A 24,129-nucleotide genomic window follows, 5' to 3' on the forward strand; every position below is an offset into this window, starting at 1 on the left:
CCGGGCATGACGAGGCGTGTGCCGGTGATCGGTGATGGGGAGCGGCGGGCCCGGCTGGGCCGGCGGCAGCTGTTGGCGCCCTCGGCGCGGGCCGCCCGGGTGGAGGACGTGGCCGACGCCGTGGTCGGGCTGCACGCGACGGACGCGGCCACGGTGTACCTGTCGGCGTGCGCCCGGCTGGCCGGGCCCTCGGCGGCGGAGGTGGACCGGGCGCTGTACGAGGACGTCTCGCTGGTGAAGCTGCTGTCGATGCGGCGGACGATCTTCGCGGTGACGGAGGGCTTCGCCCCGTACGTGAGTGCCGCGGCGGCGCGGCCGATCGCGGTCAAGGAGCGGGCGACGCTGCTGAAGCACCTGCGCGACCACGCCGAGGGCTGGGACGAGCGGCGGCTGGCCGCGACCGAGCGGGAGGTGCTGGCCGCGCTGGACCGGCGCGGCGAGGCGACGACCAAGGAACTCGGCGACGACGTCCCGCAGTTGCGCGAGACCATGCTGATGTCGGCGGGCAAGCCGTACGAGGCGAAGCAGAGCGTGGGCAGTCGGCTGCTGCGGCTGCTGGCCTCGGACGGGCACGTGCGCCGCTGCCGTCCGCGCGGCTCGTGGCTGAGCAGCAGCTACCCGTGGGCGCTGGTGCCGCAGTGGCCGGACGTGCCGGTGCGGGAGGCGAAGGCGGAGGTGGTGCGCCGCTGGCTGGCCGGGTACGGCCCGGCGACGGTCGAGGACGTGAAGTGGTGGACGGGCTGGACGCTGGGGGACGTCCGCAAGGCCCTGGCGGACCTCGGCGCGCGGGACGTGGAGCTGGCGGGCGGTGCGGCCGCCCTGGTGCTGCCGGGCGACGACGCGCCGGTGCCGGAGCCGGAGCCGTGGGCGGCTCTGCTGCCGGCGCTGGACCCGGCGGTGATGGGCTGGCGCGGGCGGGACTGGTACCTGCGGCCGGAGGACGTGCCGTCGCTGTTCGACCGGGCGGGCAACGCCGGGCCGACGGTGTGGTGGTGCGGCGAGGTGGTGGGCGGCTGGGCGCAGCGGGCCGACGGGGAGTTGGTGTGGCGGCTGTTCCGGGACGTCGGGGCGGAGGCGGAGCGGGCGGTCGCGGCGGAGGCGGAGCGGTTGGCGGGGTGGCTGGGGGAGGTGCGGGTGACGCCGCGGTTCCGGACGCCGGTGGAGCGGGGGCTGGTGGCGCGGCGGTAGCCCGCGGCGCCCGATGACCCGCGCCACCGGGACGGCCGGGCGGCCGGGCGGCCGGGTGCTCAGGGGGTGGGCGTCGCGGCCGGGTGGGTGGCGGGTCCGCCGGTGGCGGTGGGGGTGGGCTGCTCGGTGGGCTTGGGCGGCTTGGTCGGGGTGGGCCGGGCGGTGGGGCTGGGCTGTTCGTGGGTGGCCGTGGGCTGGGGGGCCGGCGGGCTGGGCACGGTCGGGCCGGGTGCGGGGTCGCCGGTGGTGGCGGGGGGTGTGCTGGGGGCGTGGGTGGGGACCGTGATGAGTCCGGGGATGGTGGCGCCTGGCGCGGTGGGGACGGTGGCCGGGGTGCTGCCGGGGCTCGGGGGCGTGCTGCCGGTGTCGGTGGGCGAGGTGTCGCTGTCGTGGGAGTCGCGGCCGGTCTGCAGGTCGAACTGCTGGGTGGGGGTGCCGTCGAGGGCGGCGGCGGTGTAGGCGGTCCAGATCTTGGTGGGGATGGCGCCGCCGTTGATCCGGGCGAGTCCGGCGGTGCCGGCCAGCGGTTCCTTGGCGTGGGTCTTCGGGTTCTCCCGGAACAGGCCGACGGTGGTGGTGAGTTCGGGGGTGTAGCCGGCGAACCAGGCGGAGAGGTTGGAGTCGGTGGTGCCGGTCTTGCCTGCGGCGGGGCGGCCGAGGTCGAGGGCGGCGGCGCCGGTGCCGCGGGGGCTGACGACGTCGCGCAGGACGTCGGTGACGGAGTCGGCGACGCCGCGGCTGAGGGCGTCGGTGGGGTCGTGCCGGGGCATCTTGGGGACGTCGATGGCGCCGCCGGGGTTGACGCGTTCGAGCTTGAGGACGGACCACGGGGTGTGGGCCTGGCCGTGGTTGGCGAGGGTGGCGTAGGCGCCGGCCAGGTCGAGGGCGCTGGGGGTGGCGGTGCCGAGGGTCATCGAGGTGTTGGCCGGGTCCATGCCGCGGACGCTGTCGGGGATGCCGAGTTTCACGGCGGTGTCCCGGACGCGGGCGAGTCCGGCGTCGACGCCCTCCTGCGCGTACACGGAGTTGACGGACTTCACCATGGCGTAGCGCAGGGTGATGTTGCCGTAGTCGACGTCGTCCTCGTTGGGCGGCGCGTACGGGGTGGGGCCGCCGGTGACGGGGCGTTCGCTGGTGCCGTCGTAGCGGGTCTCGGTGGTGATCGGGTGGCCGTCGAGGGTGTGCTGGGCGGTGAGGCCGGCGGCGAGGTCGATCGGCTTGAAGGTGGAGCCGATCTGGTTGTCCTGGCGGAGCGCGTCGTTGTAGGGCTGCTTGGCGTAGTCGGGGCCGCCGTAGACGGCGACGACGCGGCCGGTGGCGGGTTCGACGGAGGCGCCGGCGACCCGGACGTCGGTGTCGGTGGTGGGGCGGGACTTGGGGTCGAGCTCGTCGGTGAGTTCGTCCTGGACGGCCTTGACGAAGGCGTCCTGCCGAGGCTTGTCGAAGGTGGTGGTGATGCGCCAGCCGCCGGCCTTGAGGGTGGCGGCGTCGATGGTGCCGGAGGAGATCAGGTAGTCGTCGGCGACGCCGACCAGGTAGCCGGCCTGGCCGGCCAGGCCGGTGGCGGGCTGGGGGTCGACGGGTTCGGGGAAGGTGGCGGCGGCGCGGTCGGCGGTGGTGAGGAAGCCGAGCTGGACCATGCCGTCGAGGGCGTAGTTCCAGCGGGCGACGGCCTTCTCGCGGTTGGCGGGGGTGGCGGTCTTGACGTCGTAGAGGCTGGGGGCCTGGAGCAGTGAGGCGAGGTAGGCGCCCTGGCCGAGGGTGAGCTGGGAGACGTCGACGCCGTAGTAGGCGTGGGCGGCGCTCTGGATGCCGTAGGCGCCGCGGCCGAAGTAGCTGCTGTTGAGGTACCCGGCCAGGATGTCCTTCTTGTCGCGCTGCTGGTCGACCTTGAGGGCGATGAGGAGTTCGCGGCCCTTGCGCTCGATGGTCTGGTCCTGGGTCAGGTAGTAGTTCTTGACGTACTGCTGGGTGATGGTGGAGCCGCCCTGCATGCCCTTGCCGAGGAGGGTGTTCCAGCCGGCCCGGACCATGCCGGTGAGGTCGACGCCGCGGTTCTGGTAGAAGGTGCGGTCCTCGGCGGAGACGACGGCCTGCTGGGTCTGCAGGGGGATCTGGTCGATGGTGACGTCGGTGCGGTTGACGGCGCCGGTGCGGGCGATCTCGGTGGTGCCGTCGGCGTAGAGGTAGATGTTGTTCTGGGCGACGGCGTGGGCGTTGGGGTCGGGCACCGGGACGATGACGTAGAGCACGGCGAAGCCGCCCACGGCGAGCAGGAAGAGCGCGGTGAGGGTGCCGAGGGTGACCCGCCAGGTGGGCAGGAGCCGGCGCCAGAGCGGGAGGGCGCGGCGGGCATCGCGGCGGGCGGCCCGTTTGGCCTGGCGTCGGGTGCTCAAGGTCATGCCGCGATTATGTGCTATTTGACGTCCGATCAAGGGCGTGTGGGGGGCTGACGTGCGCCGTTGTGCGCATCGAGCGCCGTCTCGGGGTGCGGTGTCGGGGCGCGGTGTCGGGATGCGGTGTCGGGGTGCGGTGTCGGGGTGCGGTGTCGGGGTGTGCAGGAAAAGCGGGTGCGGGCCGTGGGGGCCGGAGGTACGGTGAAAGATGCGAACTTCATAGCGCGCCCACTTCGTCAGCTCCGCCTGTCCGGCCCGGCACCCCCGGGTACGGCCGGTCGGAGCCACTGGGGCGTGCGCGGACGCGTGCGGGCACACCTCTGCCCGCATTTGTCGACAAGGAGACAATATGCTGAACGCTGCCCCCGCCGAGACGAGGCCTCCCGATCCCCGGGCGGACCTGACCGCCTCCCTCGGGCTGTACGCGAGCGTCGCCCGCGGCGCCTTCCGCCGCTACTCCACCTACCGGGCCGCCACCCTGGCCGGCACCGTCACCAACACCGTCTTCGGCTGCATCCTCGCCTACACCTTCGTCGCGCTCTGGCGGGCCCGCCCCGACCTCGGCGGCTACGACCTGGACCAGGCCGTCACCTTCATCTGGGTCTGCCAGGCCCTGATGCCCACCACCGCGATCTTCGGCGGCGGGTTCGAGAACGACGTCCAGACGCGGTTCCGCAGCGGCGACATCGCCGTGGACCTCTACCGGCCCGTCGACTTCCAGGGCTGGTGGCTGGCCGGTGACCTCGGCCGGGCCGGCTACCACCTGCTGGTCCGCGGCGGCGCGCCGCTGCTGGCCGGTTCGCTGCTCTTCCACTTCCGACTGCCCGAACGGCCGCTGACCTGGCTGGTCTTCCTGCTCTCCGTGCTGCTCGCCGAGGTCGTCAGCTTCGGACTGCGGTTCCTGGTCGCGCTCACCGGCTTCTGGCTGCACGACTCCGACGGGGTGCGCTCGGTGACCCTGGTGGTGGCGATGTTCCTCTCCGGGATGCTGCTGCCGCTCACGCTCTTCCCCGGGTGGCTCGGCGAACTCGCCCGGGTGCTGCCCTGGGCGGCGCTGGCCCAGGTGCCCGCCGACCTGTTCCTGGAGCACGCGACCGGCCCGGCGGTGCTCGGCCCGCTCGGCCTCCAGCTCGGCTGGGCCGCGGCGCTGATCGGCGCCGGGCGCGGCGTGCAGGCGCTCGCGACCCGCAAGGTGGTGGTCCAGGGTGGCTGACCCCGGCCTCGTGCCCGCCCCCTCGGGTCCCGGCTCCGCCCGTACCGGCTTCGCCCGTACCGGCCCCGGGTGGGCCGGCGTCCGTTCCGGAGTGGCCCGCGCCCGCTGGGCCGCGCGCTCCTGGTGGCTGTGCGCCGCCATGTGGACCCGCTCGACCATGTCCTACCGGGCCTCGTTCGCGATGATGCTCGTGGCCAACCTGGTGATCGCCTTCCTCGACTTCGCCGTGATCATCCTGATGTTCCGGCACACCGACACGCTCGGCGGCTGGAACCTGCCCGAACTCGGCTTCCTCTACGGCACCTCCGGGTTCGCGCTCGGCATGGCCAACCTGCTGATCGGCAGCGTCGACGCGCTCGGCGAGCGGATCCGGACCGGGACCCTGGACGTGATGCTGCTCCGGCCCGCCCCGGCCCTGGCCCAGCTCTGCGCCGAACGCTTCTCGCTGCGCCGGATCGGCCGCCCGGTCCAGGCGGCGGCGGTGCTGGCCTGGTCGCTCGCCGCGCTGGACGTGCGCTGGACCTGGGACCGGGTCCTGCTGGTGCCCGTCCTGCTGCTCTGCGGCACGGCCATCTTCGGCGCGATCTGGGTGGGCTTCGCCTGCCTGCAGTTCTGGTGGGGCGAGGCCGAGGAGCTCCAGAACTCCTTCACCTACGGCGGCGGCCTGATGCTGCAGTACCCGCCGACGGTCTTCGCCAAGGACCTCGTGCTCGGCGTGGTCTTCGGCGTCCCGCTGGCCTTCGTCAACTGGCTGCCCGCCCTGCGCGTCCTCGGCCGGCCTGACCCGCTCGGCCTGCCCACCGCCTTCCAGTACGCCTCGCCGGTCGCCGCCGCCCTCTGCGTCGCAGCCGCCGGGTTCGCCTGGCGGGCCGGGCTGCGCGCCTACCGCGGCACCGGCAGCTGAGCGGGCCGCTGAACCGGCAGTCGAGGCGACTGTCGAACCCCTCTCGCCCTCAAGTCAAGGAGCTTCCATGGCACTGATCGAACTCCGGGACGTCCGGCGCACCTTCACCGTACGGGCCCGCGCCGGCCGGTTCAGCCGTACCAAGCGCGAGGTGCGCGCGGTGGACGGGCTCAGCTTCGACGTCGAGGCCGGTGAGTGCGTCGGCTACATCGGGCCCAACGGCGCCGGCAAGTCCACCACCGTCAAGATGCTCACCGGCATCCTCGTCCCCAGCTCCGGACGGCTGCGCGTCGCCGGGGTCGACCCGGCCCGCGAACGCGTCGCGCTGGCCCGCCGGATCGGCGTCGTCTTCGGCCAGCGCACCACCCTCTGGTGGGACCTCCCGCTGCGCGACTCCTTCGAACTCGCCCGCCGGATCTACCGGATCCCCGACCACCGGTACCGCGAGAACCTCGACCGCTGCGTCGAACTGCTCGACCTGGGCGAGCTGCTGGACACCCCGGTCCGCCAGCTCTCGCTCGGCCAGCGGATGCGCGGCGACCTCGCGGCCGCGCTGCTACACGACCCCCGGGTGCTCTACCTGGACGAGCCGACCATCGGCCTGGACGTGGTCAGCAAGGGCAAGGTCCGCGAGTTCCTGCGCGAGGTCAACCGCGACCGGGGCACCACCGTGCTGCTCACCACGCACGACCTGACCGACATCGAGCAGCTCTGCGACCGGGTCATGGTGATCGACCACGGCCGGGTGGTGTACGACGGCGGGCTGGACGGCTTGCACGCCACCGGGCGCAGCGAGCGGACCCTGGTGGTGGACCTCGCCGAGGCCCGGCCCCCGATCGAGGTGGCCGGGGCCCGGGTGGTCAAGGTCGAGGGGCCGCGCCAGTGGCTCGCCTTCCCGTCGCGGCAGAGCGCCGCGCCGATCGTGTCGGCGGTCGCGGAGCGGTACCCGCTGGTGGACCTGTCGGTGCGCGAGCCGGCCATCGAGGACGTGATCGCCCGGATGTACGCGGAGGTCGCGATCGGCTGAGGCCTCTCCGTACGGCTGAGGCGTCCCCGTACGGTTCCCGGCCGTCGTGCGTGCGTGCACGCGTACGGCGGCCGGGAGCGTGTTCTGTTCCCCGTCGCCGGTGCGGGTGAGGGTCGTGACCCCGGCCTTTCGCGCCGAGTTGACCGGTCGTCACGCACCCAGACCAGGACCGGAGGCCCGCCGCCCGTGACCGTACCCGATGTGACCGTGGTGGTCGCGGTCTACAACACCATGCCGTACCTCACCGCCTGCCTGGACTCGCTGGTCGGGCAGTCCCTGGCGCCGGGGCGGCTGGAGGTGGTGGCCGTGGACGACGGCTCCACGGACGGCGGCGGGGAGCTGCTGGACGAGTACGCGGCCCGCCACCCCGGGCTGTTCCGGGTGGTGCACCAGTCCAACTCGGGTGGCCCGGCGGGCCCGACCAACCGCGGTCTGGAGCTGGCCCGCGGCCGCTACGCGCTGTTCCTCGGCGCGGACGACTGGCTCGGCCCGGAGGCGCTGGAGCGGCTGGTCGCGGCCGCCGACGCCTGGGGCTCGGACGTGGTGGTGCCCAAGCAGGTCGGGGTGAACGGACGGCTGGTGCCGCAGGGGATCTTCCACGCGAACGCCGAGTCCGTGGGCTTCGCCGACTCCGCGCTGGCCTGGGCGCTGGCCGACACCAAGCTGTTCCGGCTCGACCTCGTCCGGCGCCACGGCTTGCGCCGCGACGAGACCTTGAAGGTCTTCTCGGACCAGCCGTTCACCCTGGAGGCCTGCCTGCGGGCGGGGAGGGTGTCCGTCCTCGCCGACTACGACTGCTACTTCCTGGTGCTGCGCGAGGACCGGGGCAACGTCACCGAGCGGGCCGGGGTGCTGGACCGGCTGCGCGGGATCGCCGCGCTCCAGCAGGTCGCCGCAGAACTCGCGGCGCCCGGAGAGGAGTTGGACGCCCTGCGGGCCCGCTCCTTCGCCTGGGACGTGCCGCGCCTGCTGCAGGACGGCTTCCTGCTGCTGGACGACGCGACACAGCGGCGGGTCTGCGCCCAAACCGCCCGGCTGGTCGAGCGGTTCGGCGCCCGCGAGGTGTACCACCGGCTGCCGGTGTCCGCCCGGGTACGGCTCGAACTCGCCGCCGCCGTACGGCCGGAGGCGCTGCGCGACCAGATCCGCTACGAGGCCGCGCACGGCGAGCCGCCGGAGGTGGTGGACGGGCGGCGGCACTACGCGGGCTTCCCGGCGTTCCGGGACCGGGGGCTCGGGCTGCCCGACGGGCTGTTCCTGCTGCGCGAGGAGCCGGCGGCCGGGGCCGTCCCGCCGCTCGACCCGGTACCGCCGCTCAACCTCGCCCAGCACCTGTGGCGCGGCGCCGTGCCGGCGCAGGTGCGGCGCGGGCTGCGCCGCCACCCGGCCTGGCGCCGGCTGGCCAACTCGGTGAACGGAGGGCGGGGATGAGCCTCGACGTGTGCGTGGTCGGGCTGGGCAAGCTGGGCCTGCCGCTGGCGGTGCAGTTCGCGCTGAAGGGCCACCGGGTGACCGGCGCGGACATCGCCCCCCGGGTGGTGGCGAGCGTCAACCGGGGCGTACCGCCGTTCCCCCGGGAGGAGGGTTTGGACGAGGCGCTCAAGCGGGTGGTCGCCGAGGGCCGGCTGCGGGCCACCACCGACACCACGGCCGCCGTCGCCGCCTGCGAGGCCGTCGTGCTGGTCGTCCCGCTGGTCACCGCCGCCGACGGCACCCCGGACTTCGCCCTGCTCGACGCCGCCACCGACGCCGTCGCGGCCGGACTGCGCCGGGGCACCCTGGTCAGCTACGAGACCACCCTGCCGGTCGGCACCACCCGGGACCGCTGGGCACCCCGGCTGGCGGCCGGCTCGGGCCTCGCCGCCGGGGCGGACTTCGCGCTGGTGTTCAGCCCCGAACGGGTGCGCACCGGCCGGGTCTTCGCCGACCTGCGGCGCTACCCCAAGCTGGTCGGCGGGGTCGACGCGGCCTCCACCCGGCGCGGTGCCGAGTTCTACCGGGCGGTGCTGGACTTCGACCCGCGCCCCGACCTGGCCCGGCCCAACGGGGTGTGGGAGCTGGCCTCGGTGGAGGCGGCGGAGTTCAGCAAGCTCGCCGAGACCACCTACCGGGACGTCAACATCGCGCTGGCCAACCAGTTCGCCCGGTACGCGGACCGGGTCGGGGTGGACTTCGCGGAGATCGCCGACGCCTGCAACTCGCAGCCGTACAGCCACCTGCACCGGCCGGGCATCGCGGTCGGCGGGCACTGCATCCCGGTCTACCCGCGGCTGTACCTGTGGAACGACCCGGCGGCGACGGTCGTCCGGGCCGCCCGGGAGGCCAACCTGGCGGTGCCCGGCTACGCGGTGGGCGTGCTGGCCGGCGCGGTGCCGGGCGGGATCGCCGGGCAGGGCGTGCTGGTGCTCGGCGCGGCCTACCGGGGCGGGGTCAAGGAGACGGCGTACTCCGGGGTGTTCCCGCTGGCGGCGGAGCTGGCCGCGGCGGGGGCGCGGCCGTACGTCGCCGACCCGCTGTACGGGGGCCGCGAGCTGACGGCGCTCGGACTGCCGCCGTGGGCCGGGGAGCCGGTGGTGGCGGCGGTGCTGCAGGCGGACCACCCGGAGTACCGGGATCTGACGCCGGAGGACCTGCCGGGGGTGCGGGTGCTGCTGGACGGGCGCCGGTGCACGGATCCGGCGCGGTGGGCGGTCGAGGGGGTGCGGCGGATCGTGCTGGGCGGGGCGTGACGCCGCCGGGGATGTGGTGCCCTCGGGCGGGGCGTGAGAGAGGGCGTGCGGTGGCCTGCCCGGGGAGCGGATCGCGGACCGAGGGCGTGTGATCGCGGGGCACGCCCCCGGATGCGCCGGGCACCGGGCAGACTGGCGGGGTGAGTGACGAAGCCTTCAACGGGACCGGCCCCGGGGTCCGGTTCACCGCGGCCGACGAGCGGAAGAGCCGTGGCGTCCGCCGGATGAAGTCCATCGCGACCGGCCTGCTGGCCTTCGCGACCCTGGTCTTCGCCCTGTCCACCTGGGCGAAGGCGGCCGGTGCCGGCGCCTGGGCCGGGTACGTGGCGGCCGCGGCCGAGGCGGGCATGGTCGGCGCGCTGGCCGACTGGTTCGCGGTGACCGCGCTGTTCCGCCGCCCCTTCGGCCTGCCGATCCCGCACACCGCGATCATCCCGACCAAGAAGGACGCCTTCGGCCGCTCGCTCGGCGACTTCGTCGGCGAGAACTTCCTGGCCGGCCACGTGGTGCGCGAACGCCTCGCGGGGCTCGGCATCGGCCGCCGGCTGGGGGAGTGGCTGGCCGCGCCGGGCAGCGCCGAACGGGTCACCAAGGAGGCCTCGGCGGCGCTGCGCGGCCTGCTCGCCGTGCTGCGCGACGACGACGTGCGGGCGGTCGTCGCCGAGGCGGTGACCCGGCGGGCGGCCGCCACCTCGGTGGCCGAGCCGATGGGCCGGATGCTCGGCAAGGTGGTCGCCGACGGCGGGCACCACGGCGTGGTGGACCTGGTCGCCGTCCGGGCGCACGACTGGCTGACCGAGAACCACGAGGACGTGGTGCGCAAGGTCACCCAGAAGACCCCGGGCTGGACGCCCAAGTTCCTCGACCACCAGGTCGGCGAGCGGGTCTACAAGGAGCTGCTGCGCTTCGTCACCGACATCCGGGACGATCCCGACCACCCGGCCCGCGGTGCTATCGACAACTTCCTGGTCGACTTCGCGGCCGAGCTGCAGACCGACCCGGAGACCATCGCCCGGGTCGAGCGGGCCAAGGGCGAACTGCTGGCCCGCCCCGAGGTGCAGGACCTGATCAACTCCACCTGGGCGGCCGTGCGCACCCTGGTGATGGGCGCGGCCGAGGACGAGGACAGCGAGCTGCGCCGGCGCATCCGCGAGGGCGTGCGCCGCTTCGGCGAGCGCCTGGCCACCGACGCCAAGCTGCAGGCCAAGGTGGACGGCTGGCTGCAGGACGCCGCGCAGTACCTGGTCGACACCTACCGGACCGAGATCACCTCGCTGATCTCCGACACGGTGGCCGGCTGGGACGCCGACGAGGCCTCCCGCAAGATCGAGGCCAACGTCGGCCGCGACCTGCAGTTCATCCGGATCAACGGCACCGTGGTCGGCGCCCTGGCCGGACTCCTGATCCACACCGCGGCGGTCGCGCTCGGCGGATGAGCCGGGCCCGGGCCTATGCTTGCCAGCACTGTCGGAACGCGCGTAGAAGCGCGGAGAAGGAAGAAGGGCACCGCCGTGGTCCAGCCGGACGGAAGTCGGATCGGAAACCCCACCGGAAGCGCCGGTGACACCGGTGCCAGCGGCGGCGGCGCCGGCATCGAGGCGTTCATCGCCGCGATGCCCAAGGCGGAGCTGCACGTCCACCACGTCGGCTCGGCCTCGCCGCGCGTCGTCGCCGAACTGGCCGCCCGGCACGCCGGGAACTCCAAGGTGCCGACCGACCCGGCGGCGCTCGCCGAGTACTTCACCTTCACCGACTTCGCGCACTTCATCGAGGTCTACCTGAGCGTCGTGGACCTGGTCCGGGACGCCGAGGACGTCCGGGCTCTCACCTACGGCGTGGCCGAGGACATGGCGCGCCAGAACATCCGGTACGCCGAGCTGACCATCACCCCGTACTCCTCGGTCAAGCGGGGCATCCCCGAGGTCGCCTTCATGGAGGCCATCGAGGACGCCCGGCTGCGCGCCGAGAAGGAGCTCGGCGTCGTGCTGCGCTGGTGCTTCGACATCCCGGGCGAGGCCGGTCTGGAGTCGGCCGAGGTGACCGCCCGGCTGGCCACCGAGCTGGGCCCCGAGGGCCTGGTCAGCTTCGGCCTGGGCGGCCCGGAGATCGGCGTGCCGCGCCCGCAGTTCAAGCCGTACTTCGACCGGGCGCGGGCGGCCGGCCTGCGCAGCGTCCCGCACGCGGGCGAGACCACCGGGCCGGAGACGGTCTGGGACGCGATCCGGGTGCTTGGCGCCGAGCGCATCGGGCACGGCACCCAGGCGGTCAAGGACCCGGCGCTGCTCGACCACCTCGGTGAGCACCGGATCCCGCTGGAGGTCTGCCCGACCTCCAACATCGCCACCCGGGCCGTCGAGCGGATCGAGGACCACCCGATCAAGCGGATGGTGGACGCGGGCCTGCTGGTGACGGTCAACAGCGACGACCCGCCGATGTTCGGCACCGACCTCAACACCGAGTACGCGGTGGCGGCGCGGCTGCTGGAGCTGGACGAGGCCGGGGTGGCGGCGCTGGCCCGCAACGCGGTCGAGGCCTCCTTCCTGGACCCGGCGGGCAAGAAGCGGCTGGTCGCCGAGATCGACGCCCACCTGGCGGGCTGGCGGCGCTGACCCCTCGTTCCCTCCCCGGGCCGGCGCCCCGCGCCCCCGGTGCACCGCCCCGTCGACCTCGGTCGGCGGGGCGGTTCGCGTTCGATGGCACCTCCGTTCGGGTGATGGTGCCACTGTGGTGCCAGAAAGGCCTCGACATGGCACCATCGCTGTGCCATGCTGAAGCCATGGACCTCACGCCGTACGTCGAAAACCTCCGGAACGAGCTCGCGGTGGCGGCCGCCGCGGGCGGCGACGAAGCCCGCGCACTGGCCGACCGGCTGACGCTCCCGCTGGAGTCGGCCGTGCGGCTCACCCTGCTCAACGCGCTCTCGGCCGCCATGGGCGAGGTCACCCGCGACCTCGCCCCCGGGTCGGTCGACGTGCGACTGCGCGGGCTCGATCCGGAGTTCGTGGTGACGGCGCCGCCCGGCACCGACGCTTTCCACGGCGACGCGCCGATCGTGGTGCCGCCGATGATGCCGCCGGTGGTTCCGATGGCGCCATCCGCGCCGCTCGTGGTGCCGCCGGTGGTGCCGCCGGTGTCGGAGTCCGACGAGAGCGGCACCGCCCGGATCAACCTGCGCCTGCCCGCGAACCTCAAGGCCAGGGCGGAGGAGGCCGCCGGACAGGAGGGCCTCTCCCTCAACGCCTGGCTGGTCCGGGCTGTCGCGGGTGCGCTGGAGGGTGGCCAGCCGTCCGCCCGGCCGGCCGCCGGGCTCGGCACCCGCACCACGCGCACCGTCGGCGGCCAGGGGTTCACCGGCTGGGTCCACTGACACCGACGAGCCCGTAGCTTCCGCACCCTTCCACACCCCTCCACAGCCTTCGCACCCCTCGCACCCCTTCGACGTCACCCCCGCTCCGACCAGCGGGAACACCCACACGAGCCAAGAGGACGGGACACCCATGCCTACGTACGAGACCGACGGACCGATCTCCGCCACCTTCGAGTTCGAGATCGGCTCGTTGTGGATCACCGCCGGCAAGCGCGCCGACGCGGTGGTCGAGGTCCGGCCCGCCAACGCCGCCCGGGAGGCGGACGTCAAGGCCGCCGAGCTGACCCAGGTCGACTTCTCCGGCGGTCGGCTCACCCTCAAGGGCCCCAAGCAGCGCACCGTGTTCTCCAGCAAGAAGGGCTCGATCGAGGTCCTGGTCGAGCTGCCGGCCGGCTCCGACGTGCACGCCGACTCCCCGATGGCGGACTTCGTCACCGAGGGCCTGCTCGGCGACTGCCGGCTGAAGACCTCCATGGGCCGGATCCAGGTCGACCGGGCCGACAGCGCCCGGCTCAAGACCGACATGGGGGACATCCGGGTCGGCGCCGTCACCGGGGGCGCCGAGGCGTCCGGCTCCGGCCGGATCGAGATCGGCACCGTCGGCGGCGCGCTGACGGTCAAGAACAGCAACGGGGACACCGAGATCGACGAGGTGCACGGCGAGCTCACCGCCAACGCCTCCAACGGCCGGATCCACGTCGGCCTCGCCGGGGCGGGCGTGGACGCCAAGTCGGCGAACGGCCACCTCCGGGTCGGCCGGGTCGTCCGGGGCAAGGTCAGCCTGCACACCAGCGTCGGGGACGTGGAGATCGGCGTCGCCGAGGGCACGGCGGCCTGGCTCGACGTGCACAGCAAGTTCGGCGGCGTCCGCAACTCCCTCGGCGAGACGGAGGGCCCGGGCGACGCCCGGGAGACCGTCGAGGTCCGCGCCAGCACCCAGGTCGGCAACATCATCGTCCGGAGGGCCTGATGACCGCGATCTCGACCACCGGGCTCACCAAGTCCTACGGGGACAAGGCGGTGCTCAGGGGCATCGACCTGCAGATCCCGGCCGGCAGCGTGTTCGCCCTGCTCGGGCCGAACGGCGCGGGCAAGACCACCACCGTGCAGATCCTCTCCACCCTGATCCCGGCGGACGGCGGCACGGCCCGGGTGGCCGGGCACGACGTGGACCGCGAGCCCGACGGGGTGCGCAAGGCGATCGGGGTGACCGGCCAGTTCTCGGCCGTGGACAACCTGCTCACCGCCGAAGAGAACCTGATGCTGATGGCCGACCTCAACCACCTCCGCCGTCGGGAGGGGCGGAGGCGGGCCGAGGAGCTGCTGCGCCGCTTCGACCTCACCGAGGCCGCGCGCAAGCCCGTCAGCACCTTCTCCGGCGGCATGCGGCGCAAGCTCGACCTGGCGATGACGCTGGTCGGAGACCCGAAGGTGATCTTCCTCGACGAGCCGACCACCGGTCTGGACCCGCGCAGCCGGCGCACCATGTGGGAGATCATCCGGGGCCTGGTCGCCGACCACGGGGTGACGATCTTCCTCACCACCCAGTACCTGGACGAGGCCGACGAACTCGCCGACCGGATAGCCGTCCTGGACGGCGGCCGGATCGTCGCCGAAGGCACCGCCGAGGAGCTGAAGCGGATCGTCCCCGGCGGCCGGATCCGGCTCCAGTTCGCCGACGCCGCCCAACTGGGCGCCGCCGCCGGGCTGTTCGACTACGCCGCCGCCGACACGGAGGCACTGCGGCTGGACATCCCCGGGGACAACTCCGTCCTCACGGTGAAGGCCGTGCTGGACGCGCTCGACAACGCCTCCGTACGGGCCGAGTCGCTGGTCGTGGAGACGGCCGATCTGGACGACGTGTTCCTCACGCTGACAGGGGAGGGTGCGCGATGAGCGCGACGACGAGCGCGACGACGAGCTACGTGGTCAGCGACTCGCTGACCATGCTGCGGCGCAACCTCAAGCGCGCGCAGCGGTACCCGGCGATGACCTTCTCGGTCGTGGTGATGCCGGTGATGATGCTGGCGCTGTTCAACTACGCCTTCGGCGGAGCGCTGGGCGCGGGGATCGGCGGCGGCAGCTACATCGACTACGTCACGCCGGGCATCGTCCTGATGACGGCGACCTCGGGCGCGGTGGCCACGGCGGTCGGGGTCTGCGTCGACATGACCGAGGGCATCGTCAACCGCTTCCGGACGATGTCGATATCGCGGTCAGCGTTCCTCGCCGGGCACGTGGTCGGCAGTGTGATCCAGACGGTGATCGCGCTGGTGATGGTGACGGGTGCGGCCTTCGCGATGGGCTTCCGGTCCAACGCCGGGCCGGTGGAGTGGCTGGCGGCGGCCGGGCTGCTGATGTTCGTCACGCTCGCGCTGACCTGGATATCGGCGGGCATCGGGCTGGTGTCCAAGACCCCGGAGAGCGCCAGCAACACGCCGCTGCCGCTGACCTTCCTGCCCTTCCTCGGCAGCGCCATCGTCCCGCCGGACTCCATGCCGACGGTCCTGCGCTGGTTCGCCGAGTACCAGCCCTTCACACCCATCATCGAGACCCTGCGCGGCCTGTTGATGGGCACCGAGATCGGCACCAGCGCCTGGAGCGCCCTCGCCTGGTGCACCGGGCTGACGCTGCTCGGCTACTTCTGGTCGCGGAGCGTCTTCCACCGGCGGTGACGGGGGTACGGCCGGTGGACGGCGGCCCGGGCGACGGAACCACCGTCGCCCGGGCCAATGGGCCTGTCTTCGACGTCGGACCCCTGGGCGTGCCCGTAGTAAAGTCCGGGCAAAAGTTCACCCAGGGGGAGTACATGGCGGCCGCCGCGTGGCACAGACGGATCGAGTGGTGGTTCAGGGGCGCCGCGCTGGTGGCGTTCCTGACGTACCTCCCGGGCTACCAGGCCTCCCACTCGGGCGGGCTGGTGGAGGTCGCACGCTGGCTGAACCACCCGGTGCTGCTGCTCGGGGCCGCGGTGGTGCTCCTGGTGGTCTCGATGGTGGTCCAGTTCGAGTTCCGGACCAGGTGGGCGCAGCTCGGCTGTGCCGCCGTCCTGTCGCCGCTGATCGTGGCCGCGGCGGGGATCGGGGGCCTGATGTTCCTCTTCGGTGACGACGGCCGGCTGGTCGACCGCAAACCCGACCCGAGCCGCCCCGACCACGTCCTGACCATCACCGACGTCGCCTTCTCCATCGACCCTATCTACCGGGTCGAGCTGCTGACCGGCAGCGGCTGGACGGCCCGCCACTGGGACCTGGGCACCTGGAACGAGGGCGACGGCTTCCGTAAGGCCGAGTGGTCCGGGCCGGGCCGGATCACGGTGACGGCGGAGCACGAGACCAGGGTCTACACCGTCAGCGACGACGGCCGGCTGGGCGAGCCCGAGGTCACCCGGCGGTAGGGGGCGCCTGTCGGTGGGTGGCGCTAGCGTCACCGGTCATGGGTTTCTCCGGATCTTTCGTGGTGGCGCGCTCCCCGCGGTCGTTGGCCGAACTGTCGGTGGTGCGGGCGGAGGCGGCGCAGCCGCTGTGGCAGGCCGAGGACGGTGACTGGCGGATCCTGCAGACGGCCGGGCCGGTCGAGGCGGGTGTCGAACTCGCGGCGGAGACCGGGGCTCCGGCGCTCGTGTTCCAGGTCCTCGACAGCGACGTCGTGTTCGCGCGGGCGTTCGTCCCCGGCGGCCGGAGCTGGCACTGTGCCTTCCCCGCGGACATGGCGCTGGACTACGAGGTCCCCGAGAAGTGGATCGGCGAGCCCGGGGAGGTCGCGCCCCGCGCGACCGGGTGGGCCGAGGCCGCGGGGCTGCGGCCGGACGAGGCCGAGGTGCGCGCCGTGCTGGAGCGTGACACCGATCCGGTCGCCGAGAGCTTGGTGCTCGACCTCGTCCACGCCCTGGGTTTCCGCTTCCAGGAGGGGTAGGCCCCCGCGCGACGGAGCCGCCACGCGGGGGTCGGGGTCGGGGCCGGGGCCGGGGCCGGGGCCCGTCTGGCTGTCACCAGCGGTCGATGCCCATGACCTTCGCCGCGTTGTGGATGGCGTTGTAGTGCGGGATCGACATGTCGGACTTCTTCTGGCCCGCGGGCAGGTTCTTGTCCGCGGTCCGGAATTCGTCCCGGGCGGAGGCGAGCAGGCCGGTGCCGTAGGAGACCGGGACGTCGTTCTTTCCGTGGATCGGGTGTGACTTGGCCGCGGTCTGGCTGCCCGCGTTGGCGAGGATGCTGCGGGCCTGGTTGTAGGCGTCGGCCTTGACCGTCTTGGGGTTGCGGACCTGTGCCTGCACCCCGGCCACCGGCTGTTCGGCGGCGAGGGCGGCGGGTGCTGCGGCGGCGCCGAGGGCACCGGCGGTCACGACGATCGCGAGGGCGTTCCGGAGGAGCCTGTCCATGCGGGTTCCTTTCGCTGAAACAATGTCAGGGAGTAGTGGCCGCAGCGGATTTGTCATCCGTACGGGTGCGAACGCCTCGGCCACTACCCCGGTGGTCCGCGACGGAAAACCGCGTTCCGCTCGGGGAGTTCGGGAACGATGCGATCAAGCCGTTTTCTCGGAGTGGGGAAGTCGTATCGCCATACTGGCCGGATGGATGCCGATCTCTACCCCGACCTCGTCGCCGCCGGAAGCCTGGGTGCCCTGCTGGAGCGGACGGCCGCCGAGCTGGCCCTGGACATCACGGTGGTGCCGGGGCACTCGGACGTGACGGCGGGCATCGCCGCCTCGGCCGACGGGCGCAAGCCGCTCACCGTCCACATCGGTGCCGAGCGGCGCTGGTTCGGTGTCACCGGCTGGAGCCGGGGGATCGAGATGGTCGCGGGCGGCACCACGGACCTCGGGGACGTCGTCCGGGCGGGCGTGGCCTGGGGCAGCGGGAAGAGCCTGGGGGAGCTGGGCGAGCTGCTGCCGTGGCTGGCGTCCGGCGAGTTCGCGCGGGCGGCCGAGCGCGGCCCGGCCGACGCGGTCGAGGTGGCCTGGCGCCGGCTCGGGGAGCAGGCGGCGGAGGCGCCCGAGTTCCCGGAGTTCGGGGCGCTGGTGGAGGCGACGCGGGCCGAGCCGAGGCTGCGGCAGCTGTTCCCGTTCTCCAGCATGTGGCGGGTCGGCTTCCGGGCCGGCCTCGGCAACGGGCATCCGCCGGCGGTCGTCGTCATCCCGGGCGACGCCACCCGCCCGTACCGCGTGCAGCGCAACCTCGCCTTCCAGGGCGGGGAGGACTGGCGCGACGAGTACCTGATCGGCGAGGCCGGGACGGCGGAAGAGGCGGCAGCCCTCGCTGCGGCGCACGTCCCCGCGGACCTCGGTCCGGCCGTCGCCGGGCCCGACGACCTGTGAACGGCGGTTCCTCGTACGGCGGCCCTGTGAACGGCGACCCTGCGGAGGGGGCCGGGCAGCCGGGCCCGGAGGAGATCGAGTGGTGGTTCGCCGCCGTGGCGGACGGCCGGGTGAGCCGGGACGCGGCCGACCGCTGGGCCGGCCGGTGGCTCCACGACGACGAACTGTGGTGGGACGAGCTGTCCCTGTGGGCGCTGGACCTGCTGCACGGCATCGACCTGCCGGCCGGGCCGGACGGGCCGGACGGGCCGGGGGGTCCGTACCTGCACGATGAGGCGCAGGTACGGGAGTGGCTGGCGGAGTTCAGGCGCCGACGCTGACGGCCCCAGGGGCGCGTCTTCGACCCTCCGCCTGCGGGCCGACGCTTCCCCGGCTTTCGGCCGGGAGGTAGCCCCGGGGCACAAGCGCGCCTCGCGGCGTTGCCGTCGGTCGCCGATGTCCCCCAGCCTGGCGGTCGGGAGGTGCCCCCATCCTTCGCCTTGTGATGCGCGCACCCCAACGCCGCCCCGCCCGCGCCTGGCGGGCGGACGACGGGGTTCGAAGCCGGGCCCCAGGGTCAGGCCGTGGTGGCGGCGCCGCGGAGGCGGGCGGCGGAGCGGGACAGCAGTGCCGCCGCGACCAGGACCGGGCTGAAGCCCACCGCGCAGGCGGCGAGCAGGTTGACCGGGGTCAGCCCGGGCGGGGTGGCGGCGAAGAGGGCGGCGGCCAGCGGGGTGGTCAGGACGGGGGCGAGCAGGAGGGCGGCCGCCTGCTTCTTCTGCCGGCGCGTCCACACCTGGGACCTGGCGACCCGGGTGGCGGCGATGACGGCGGCCGCCAGGGCGAGCGCGGGCCCGACGGCCGGGACGAGCAGCAGCGGGTACGGGAGGACGGCGAACAGCAGGGTCAGGTTGGTGCGGCCGGAGCCCTCGGGTTCGGGCCGGGTGAGGCCGTCCTCGGCGAGCGCGGCGTCGGCGATCCGCCGGGGGCTGCCCAGCTGCTCCAGTACGCGTCGGACGGCGGCCTCGTCGGCCGGGTCGTGGTCGGCGAGCGAGACCTCGACGTGTTCGCGCAGGTCGGCGAGGAGTTCGCGGCGGCGCTCGTCGGGCAGCGGGGCGGTGTAGCGGTCGACCGCGTCGAGGTGGGCGCGGACCAGGGGGTGCTCGGTGGGGTTGTTCACGGGTTCTCTCCCGGGGCGAGGACGTGGTCGACGGTTTCGCGGAAGGCGGGCCACAGTGCGGTGAACTCCCGCAGTGCCTCGCGGCCGGCGTCGGTGAGCGTGTAGTAGCGGCGGGACGGTCCGCTGGCCGAGTCCCGCAGGAAGGTGTCGGCGAGTCCGGCGCGGCGCAGCCGGGACAGCAGCGGGTAGATCGTGCCCTGGCTGGTGGCGAGCATCGGGAAGCGGCCGAGTTCCTGGAGCAGTTCGACCCCGTACCGAGGGCCGTCCCGGAGCAGTGCCAGCACGCAGTACTCCAGTACGCCCTTGCGCAGCTGGGTCGCCACCGGCCCGTCGGAGGGCTCGGTGGAGGCCTCGCCGGGGCCGTCGGGGTTTGCGATGCCAGGTACCATGCATCACAAGGTAGCAGGTGGAGCAAGGTAGTGCGATGGACCTTGCGCGGGGAGAGTCGCGGGCGATAATCGTCTATGTGACGATAACGATGAAGAGGCTGCAGGCCGCCGTGCGGTCCATGGCCGCCAAGCTCGACGGCGTGACGACGGGCGATCTGGCCGCGTTCAGCCACCAGGACGGCGCCCACCCCTACCTCTTCGTTCAGGACGGGGTCATCCACTGGGTCGTGGAGGAGCGGGGCCAGGTGCTCCAGCACCGGAGCACCGGCGACCTCGACGAGGCCCTGCACTGGGTCGCCCTCAATGCCACCCGCTCGATGGCCACGCGCTGGGAGCTGGGGCAGCGGCACCGGTTCCCCGAAGGCCGGGACAGCCGAATCGGCTGGCTGGCCAAGCAGGTCGACCTGCTCCGCCGCCTCGACCCCGCATGGGCCGAGCGGTTCCGCGCGGGCATCCCCGTCCAGTGCCCGGGAGTTCGACTGGAGGACGTGGACGCCCACCCCCTCACCTGGCCGGACGGGACGGGCGACCCGCTCACCCGCCCCCCGGGCAGGTGGTCCACCGCGTGGCGCCGGTCGGGCGGTTGACGGATTCGGTGGCCTGCCGCAGCTGACGCCGGTGCGGGCACGTCTCGGTGGGCCGGGCGGGCCGTTCGACGAACGGCCCGCCCGTGAGGATCAGGCGTCGAACTCCCCGGCGCGGATGGCGGAAACGAGGTCACGCCATTCGTCAGTGGTGAGTTGGGCAATGGCGTCGGGCAGAAGAGTGCTGCGGACATAGACAGCGTGGGAAGTGACAGCTACCTCTGGGCAGTTGTTTCCGTCTCCGCACGCAGCCGGCCTCCGCCAGGCGAGTTCATCCATGATGGTTCCTCTCACAGGGTCTTCACTATGCGGGAGATGAGATCGCTTGACTCGTTGGGGCCGAGAGCTCGATCTCTCATCGCCGCAATAACGTTCTGGTAGTTCTTGAGCTGGTTCACATCGGTCAGGAATGCCGGTGATCCGATGGAGTCGAGCTGCACGGTGTCCAGTCGGGCGACTGGGCCGCGTGCGTACATGACTGCTTGGCCTGCTCCCTTGAATCCACCAGCCCGGAACTCCACCACGCGCAGCGTCACGTTGGGCAGCTCTGACAACGTCAGTAGATGTTCGAGCTGGGCTTGGGCCACGGCTGCCCCGCCGAACATCATTCGGAGGGCAGCCTCGTGAACGATCGCTTCGTAGGGCATGGGCTCCTCGCGAGTGAGGAGCTGTGCTCGGCGCATGCGGTTCTCTACTCGCGCCTCGATGTTCAGTGGCCTCAATGGCGGATAGACCTCGCGGAATATCTCCCGAGCGGTGTCCTCGGTCTGCATCAGACCGGGCACATGGCAGATCTGATAGGTCGAGAGGCCGTATGCATGGTGTTCGACCTCTGAGATATCAAGCAGACCGTTGGAGACGAGGCCGCGGTGGTCCTCCCACCAGCCCTTGGACTTGTCTCCAGCCATCGCTGCCAGGGCATCGACGTACTCGGAATCGCCTTCCTCGTACTCGGACGCGAGGGCGATCACCCGATCAGGGGTGATCGCGTACATCCCTTGCTCGATGAGTGTGATCTTGGTGCGGTTCAACCCTAGGACGGCGGCGGCTTCGGCAGTGGTCTTGCCGGCTGCATCGCGCATCTTCCGCAGCTCGATACCGATCCGCTGCTTGCGTGCGCTCGGGGTGTGGGGCATGGGACCCAGCATCTAACGCGGCAGTGGTGCGAGTCCAGCCACTCTTTTTGGGGACATGTTCCCAACCGTATGGCACAGGTGCCAAGATCTGCCCTACAGTCTGTGATGCACCGATCACCGGACGGATCGTCAGAAACGCCGCTCGGGCACCGAAGAACACCCATGCCCAATGGGCTCGTTCACGGCGACGCATCCGCCGGTCTCACCCTTTCCCCTTCGGGAGACCCCTGTGCGCAACCTCAACTCCCCCTCCCTCACGCTCTCCCGCGACGCCCTCCGGGACGGCATGACCCGCGCGGGCTGGCCGCCCTCCTCCATCGCGGACGCCGAGCTCGCCATGGTCGAACTCATCGTCAATGCCTGGCGCCACGCGGACACGACCTCCCCGGTCGTCCTCATCCTCTTCCTCCCCAACACCCTCCGGGTCACGGTCTCCGACCGCAGCCCGAGCCTCCCCGAGGAGAAGCCCCTCTCCCTCCTCGCCGAGTCCGGCCGGGGCCTCCAGCTCGTCGCCGGCCTCACCCACCGGTGGGGCGTCGACCCCCAGCAGCTGGGCAAGACGATCTGGTTCGAGCTGGACGGTGCCGCGTGAGCGCCCACCACCCCATCCACCCCGCCGACCCGGCCCTGCTCCACCTAACCTCCCGTCAACTCTCCGAGTTGATCGTCTAACTCCGCACCGAGGGCCGCGAGTTCGGCCTCCTCTGGCCCTCCGCCGCCCCGGGCGAGACCAACCTCCACGGCCGTCGCCTGATCAACCTCGGCAACATTCCGGCGAGCACCGTGATCAACCTCCTCGCGCTCATGCGCGAGTACAAGCGCCACCGGGACGCCCACCCCCGATGCTCGGACTCCTGACCTTCAACCTCCTGGCTGCCCTTCTTGGGGCTCTCTGCGAAGCCCGGGCCCACATCGTCCGAGCCGCCCTTGCCTGACCGCACAGACGGGCCGCGCCCCGAAGATCTCGGGGCACGGCCCGTGCCGGGAGCCCTGATGTCCAGTGCGGCTGGATCGAGCAAGTTCCAGCAAGTTCGTTGAGCGGCGACGGCGAATCGAGAAGCTGTCCCAACAAGGCGTCGGCCGCGGTCCGGGCACCGGTCGAGCACGGCTTCGCGCACCTGAAGAACTGGCGCGTCCTCGGCAAGGTCCGTACCGACCCGAAGTGGGCGACCGCGCTGGTGCAGGCCCTGTCAGTCCCGACGAACCGCGAAGTCGCCCGCTGACCGACGATCTTCACCGAAGTACCCCGCCCGCAAGGAGATGGGCACCGACCAGGCCATCGGGAAGGCCGGTCAGGCCGAGGCGGGCCCGCGCCCACGCGTCCTGTCGAAGGCGATGCGGGTGAGCCAGCCGAGGCCGGCCGTGAAGAGCGGTGGCCACACGATCGGCCCGACGGAGTAGCCGACGAGTATCACGAGTGGGATCCAGCCACGGTTGATGGTCCGGTAGAGCACGCTGGGCGGGCGGATGCCGACGAGCCGCGCCAGGTCGGGCAGTACGAGGAACGCCAGTGCCGCGGCCGTGGTCGGCAGGCCGTACTTCTGGCTCTCGAAAACGGCGAACGCGGCCAGCAGCAGCGTGAGAGCACCCCAGGCGGTTCGTACAGGCCAACCAGCGCCGTCCGCAGCGGAGTTGCGTGACGGTCCGGCGGTGCCCAGGGGTTTGACGGTCACATTTAGATCATAGATGACAACACGTCAACAGACAGAGGACCGCGGAAACCAGCACCGCTCATCTGCGCGCGGCCGGCCTCGGTGCGATCGCCGACCTGGGTTTCGTCGGCCTCGACGGCAGCGACCGCGCTGGGGCGAGCAAGGTCATGAGCGGAAGGCGGCGGCGTTCTCCGCCGCCCACTGCCGGAACGGCCTGGCCGGGGAGCCGGTGACCTGTTCAACGGTGTCGCGCACCGCCCGTATCGCGTCGTTGAGGTCTCCGCCGGTGACGTCGAGCACCGCGTCCGCGGCCTCCTCCCCGAAGACGGCGGCCATCCGGGCGTGGGCCTCCTGCTGGCTGATCTCGGCGAACGGCACCTCCCGGCCCAGGGCCGCCGCGATGGCCTCGGTCTGCTGCCGGGCGGTCACCGGTTCCGGGCCGGTCAGGGCGTACGTCCGCCCGTGGTGGCCGGGCTCGGTCAGCGCCACCCGCGCCACCGCCGCGATGTCCGCGGGGTGGATCGTGGGGAGCGCGGCGTCCGCGTACGGCGCGTGGACCGTCTCGTGCGCGCGGATCGACGCCGCCCACATCAGGGAGTTCGAGGCGAACTGGGTCGGCCGCAGGATCGTCCAGTCCATGCCGCTGCCCTTGACGGCCTGCTCGACCGCCAGGTTCTCCGCTGCGGGGCCGAGGTGGGGGTGGGTCTGGACGGTGATGGACGACACCAGCAGCACGTGCTCCACCCCCGCCTCCCGGGCGGCCGCCAGGATGTCGGCGTCCGGGCCGAGGCGCGACACCAGGAACAGTGAACGCACCCCGCTCAGCGCGGGCTCCAGCGAGGCCGGGTCCGCGAGGCTGCCCTCGACGGCCTCGACCCCGTCGGGGAATCCGGCCCGCGCGGCGTCGCGGGTGAGGCCCCTGAGCGGCCCGGCGCTGTGTGCCCGCAGTTCCTTGAGCAGTGCGCGTCCGATGTTCCCCGTGGCTCCCGTAACGAGAATCATGAGTGTCCCCCCGGTGTTCGGATGATCAACTGGAGATCACGCTAGAACCTCAAGCTCACTTCAGGT

At 72.7% G+C, this 24,129-nt stretch carries 26 protein-coding genes and 1 pseudogene; 19 read left to right on the forward strand and 8 right to left on the reverse strand.

What is annotated here, in order from left to right:
• The first annotated feature begins 6 nt into the window (after positions 1–6).
• Complete coding sequence (locus ACYP53_RS13465; protein ID WP_459647489.1) at positions 7–1,188, forward strand: winged helix DNA-binding domain-containing protein; 1,182 nt, start codon at positions 7–9, stop codon at positions 1,186–1,188.
• Between the two features lie 59 nt (positions 1,189–1,247).
• On the opposite strand, the gene ACYP53_RS13470 is transcribed toward ACYP53_RS13465, so the two are convergent.
• A complete protein-coding gene (locus ACYP53_RS13470; protein WP_459647490.1) occupies positions 1,248–3,590 on the reverse strand; it encodes a transglycosylase domain-containing protein in 2,343 nt (780 codons plus the stop codon).
• Between the two features lie 343 nt (positions 3,591–3,933).
• On the opposite strand from ACYP53_RS13470, the gene ACYP53_RS13475 reads away from it, so the two are divergent.
• The 13 genes from ACYP53_RS13475 (at position 3,934) to ACYP53_RS13535 (ending at position 16,739) form a co-directional block, all read left to right on the forward strand.
• A complete protein-coding gene (locus tag ACYP53_RS13475) occupies positions 3,934–4,797 on the forward strand; it encodes an ABC transporter permease (RefSeq protein ID WP_459647491.1) in 864 nt (287 codons plus the stop codon).
• On the forward strand, positions 4,790–5,701 hold the full coding sequence (locus ACYP53_RS13480; RefSeq protein ID WP_459647492.1) for an ABC transporter permease: 912 nt from the start codon (positions 4,790–4,792) through the stop codon (positions 5,699–5,701). The genes ACYP53_RS13475 and ACYP53_RS13480 overlap by 8 nt, the downstream gene beginning before the upstream one ends.
• A 67-nt stretch (positions 5,702–5,768) precedes the next feature.
• Complete coding sequence (locus ACYP53_RS13485; protein ID WP_459647493.1) at positions 5,769–6,728, forward strand: ABC transporter ATP-binding protein; 960 nt, start codon at positions 5,769–5,771, stop codon at positions 6,726–6,728.
• A 186-nt stretch (positions 6,729–6,914) separates the two neighbouring features.
• Entirely contained in the window at positions 6,915–8,159 is a 1,245-nt protein-coding gene (locus tag ACYP53_RS13490; protein ID WP_459647494.1) for a glycosyltransferase family 2 protein, read from the forward strand.
• Entirely contained in the window at positions 8,156–9,457 is a 1,302-nt protein-coding gene (locus ACYP53_RS13495; RefSeq protein ID WP_459647495.1) for a nucleotide sugar dehydrogenase, read from the forward strand. The genes ACYP53_RS13490 and ACYP53_RS13495 overlap by 4 nt, the downstream gene beginning before the upstream one ends.
• A gap of 140 nt (positions 9,458–9,597) precedes the next feature.
• Positions 9,598–10,893, forward strand: coding sequence for a DUF445 domain-containing protein (locus tag ACYP53_RS13500; RefSeq protein WP_229928797.1), 1,296 nt, complete (start codon positions 9,598–9,600; stop codon positions 10,891–10,893).
• A 15-nt stretch (positions 10,894–10,908) separates the two neighbouring features.
• Positions 10,909–12,066, forward strand: a complete 1,158-nt coding sequence (locus ACYP53_RS13505; RefSeq protein ID WP_459647496.1) for an adenosine deaminase — start codon at positions 10,909–10,911, stop codon at positions 12,064–12,066.
• A 167-nt stretch (positions 12,067–12,233) separates the two neighbouring features.
• A complete protein-coding gene (locus ACYP53_RS13510) occupies positions 12,234–12,824 on the forward strand; it encodes a toxin-antitoxin system HicB family antitoxin (protein ID WP_189919220.1) in 591 nt (196 codons plus the stop codon).
• A gap of 130 nt (positions 12,825–12,954) precedes the next feature.
• On the forward strand, positions 12,955–13,794 hold the full coding sequence (locus ACYP53_RS13515; protein ID WP_459647497.1) for a DUF4097 family beta strand repeat-containing protein: 840 nt from the start codon (positions 12,955–12,957) through the stop codon (positions 13,792–13,794).
• On the forward strand, positions 13,794–14,720 hold the full coding sequence (locus ACYP53_RS13520) for an ATP-binding cassette domain-containing protein (protein WP_189919229.1): 927 nt from the start codon (positions 13,794–13,796) through the stop codon (positions 14,718–14,720). The genes ACYP53_RS13515 and ACYP53_RS13520 overlap by 1 nt, the downstream gene beginning before the upstream one ends.
• The gene (locus ACYP53_RS13525; RefSeq protein ID WP_459647498.1) at positions 14,717–15,499 is read left to right on the forward strand and encodes an ABC transporter permease; all 783 of its coding nucleotides are present in this window, start codon (positions 14,717–14,719) and stop codon (positions 15,497–15,499) included. The genes ACYP53_RS13520 and ACYP53_RS13525 overlap by 4 nt, the downstream gene beginning before the upstream one ends.
• 134 nt (positions 15,500–15,633) lie before the next feature.
• Positions 15,634–16,221 (forward strand): hypothetical protein, encoded by a 588-nt coding sequence (locus ACYP53_RS13530; RefSeq protein ID WP_189919233.1) that lies wholly within the window; start codon positions 15,634–15,636, stop codon positions 16,219–16,221.
• Positions 16,222–16,259: 38 nt separating this feature from the next.
• Positions 16,260–16,739 carry a hypothetical protein gene (locus ACYP53_RS13535; protein WP_189919235.1) on the forward strand — a complete coding sequence of 160 codons (480 nt, stop codon included), beginning with the start codon at positions 16,260–16,262 and terminating at the stop codon, positions 16,737–16,739.
• 73 nt (positions 16,740–16,812) lie between these two features.
• Here ACYP53_RS13535 and ACYP53_RS13540 read toward each other — a convergent pair whose 3' ends face one another.
• Positions 16,813–17,205: a hypothetical protein gene (locus ACYP53_RS13540; protein ID WP_189919237.1), complete on the reverse strand. Its 393-nt coding sequence runs from the start codon at positions 17,203–17,205 to the stop codon at positions 16,813–16,815.
• 192 nt (positions 17,206–17,397) lie between these two features.
• Here ACYP53_RS13540 and ACYP53_RS13545 point away from each other — a divergent pair, with 192 nt between their 5' ends.
• Both ACYP53_RS13545 and ACYP53_RS13550 read left to right on the forward strand, forming a co-directional pair.
• Positions 17,398–18,141, forward strand: coding sequence for a DUF6193 family natural product biosynthesis protein (locus ACYP53_RS13545; RefSeq protein WP_459647499.1), 744 nt, complete (start codon positions 17,398–17,400; stop codon positions 18,139–18,141).
• Between the two features lie 26 nt (positions 18,142–18,167).
• Entirely contained in the window at positions 18,168–18,461 is a 294-nt protein-coding gene (locus tag ACYP53_RS13550; protein WP_229928798.1) for a hypothetical protein, read from the forward strand.
• 236 nt (positions 18,462–18,697) lie between these two features.
• Here the strand turns inward: ACYP53_RS13550 and ACYP53_RS13555 are convergent, their stop codons facing one another.
• Positions 18,698–19,300, reverse strand: a complete 603-nt coding sequence (locus ACYP53_RS13555) for an HAAS signaling domain-containing protein (protein ID WP_459647500.1) — start codon at positions 19,298–19,300, stop codon at positions 18,698–18,700.
• Positions 19,297–19,689, reverse strand: a complete 393-nt coding sequence (locus ACYP53_RS13560) for a PadR family transcriptional regulator (protein ID WP_189919242.1) — start codon at positions 19,687–19,689, stop codon at positions 19,297–19,299. Before ACYP53_RS13560 ends, ACYP53_RS13555 begins: the two co-directional genes overlap by 4 nt.
• A gap of 77 nt (positions 19,690–19,766) precedes the next feature.
• On the opposite strand from ACYP53_RS13560, the gene ACYP53_RS13565 reads away from it, so the two are divergent.
• The gene (locus ACYP53_RS13565) at positions 19,767–20,276 is read left to right on the forward strand and encodes an Imm63 family immunity protein (protein WP_459647501.1); all 510 of its coding nucleotides are present in this window, start codon (positions 19,767–19,769) and stop codon (positions 20,274–20,276) included.
• Positions 20,277–20,366: 90 nt separating this feature from the next.
• Here the strand turns inward: ACYP53_RS13565 and ACYP53_RS13570 are convergent, their stop codons facing one another.
• On the reverse strand, positions 20,367–20,552 hold the full coding sequence (locus tag ACYP53_RS13570; RefSeq protein ID WP_459647502.1) for a DUF397 domain-containing protein: 186 nt from the start codon (positions 20,550–20,552) through the stop codon (positions 20,367–20,369).
• Between the two features lie 11 nt (positions 20,553–20,563).
• The gene (locus ACYP53_RS13575) at positions 20,564–21,409 is read right to left on the reverse strand and encodes a helix-turn-helix domain-containing protein (RefSeq protein WP_459647503.1); all 846 of its coding nucleotides are present in this window, start codon (positions 21,407–21,409) and stop codon (positions 20,564–20,566) included.
• 229 nt (positions 21,410–21,638) lie between these two features.
• Between ACYP53_RS13575 and ACYP53_RS13580 the strand changes: the two genes are divergently transcribed.
• Positions 21,639–22,001: an ATP-binding protein gene (locus ACYP53_RS13580; RefSeq protein WP_459647504.1), complete on the forward strand. Its 363-nt coding sequence runs from the start codon at positions 21,639–21,641 to the stop codon at positions 21,999–22,001.
• Positions 22,002–22,476: 475 nt separating this feature from the next.
• A pseudogene (locus ACYP53_RS13585) lies at positions 22,477–22,632 on the forward strand (IS5/IS1182 family transposase); the annotation flags it as partial.
• A 69-nt stretch (positions 22,633–22,701) separates the two neighbouring features.
• Here ACYP53_RS13585 and ACYP53_RS13590 read toward each other — a convergent pair.
• Entirely contained in the window at positions 22,702–23,082 is a 381-nt protein-coding gene (locus tag ACYP53_RS13590) for a DUF4260 family protein (protein ID WP_459647505.1), read from the reverse strand.
• A gap of 144 nt (positions 23,083–23,226) precedes the next feature.
• Complete coding sequence (locus tag ACYP53_RS13595; RefSeq protein ID WP_459647506.1) at positions 23,227–24,063, reverse strand: NAD(P)H-binding protein; 837 nt, start codon at positions 24,061–24,063, stop codon at positions 23,227–23,229.
• Between the last annotated feature and the right edge of the window lie 66 nt (positions 24,064–24,129).

Source organism: Kitasatospora sp. Ki12, from assembly GCF_054601375.1.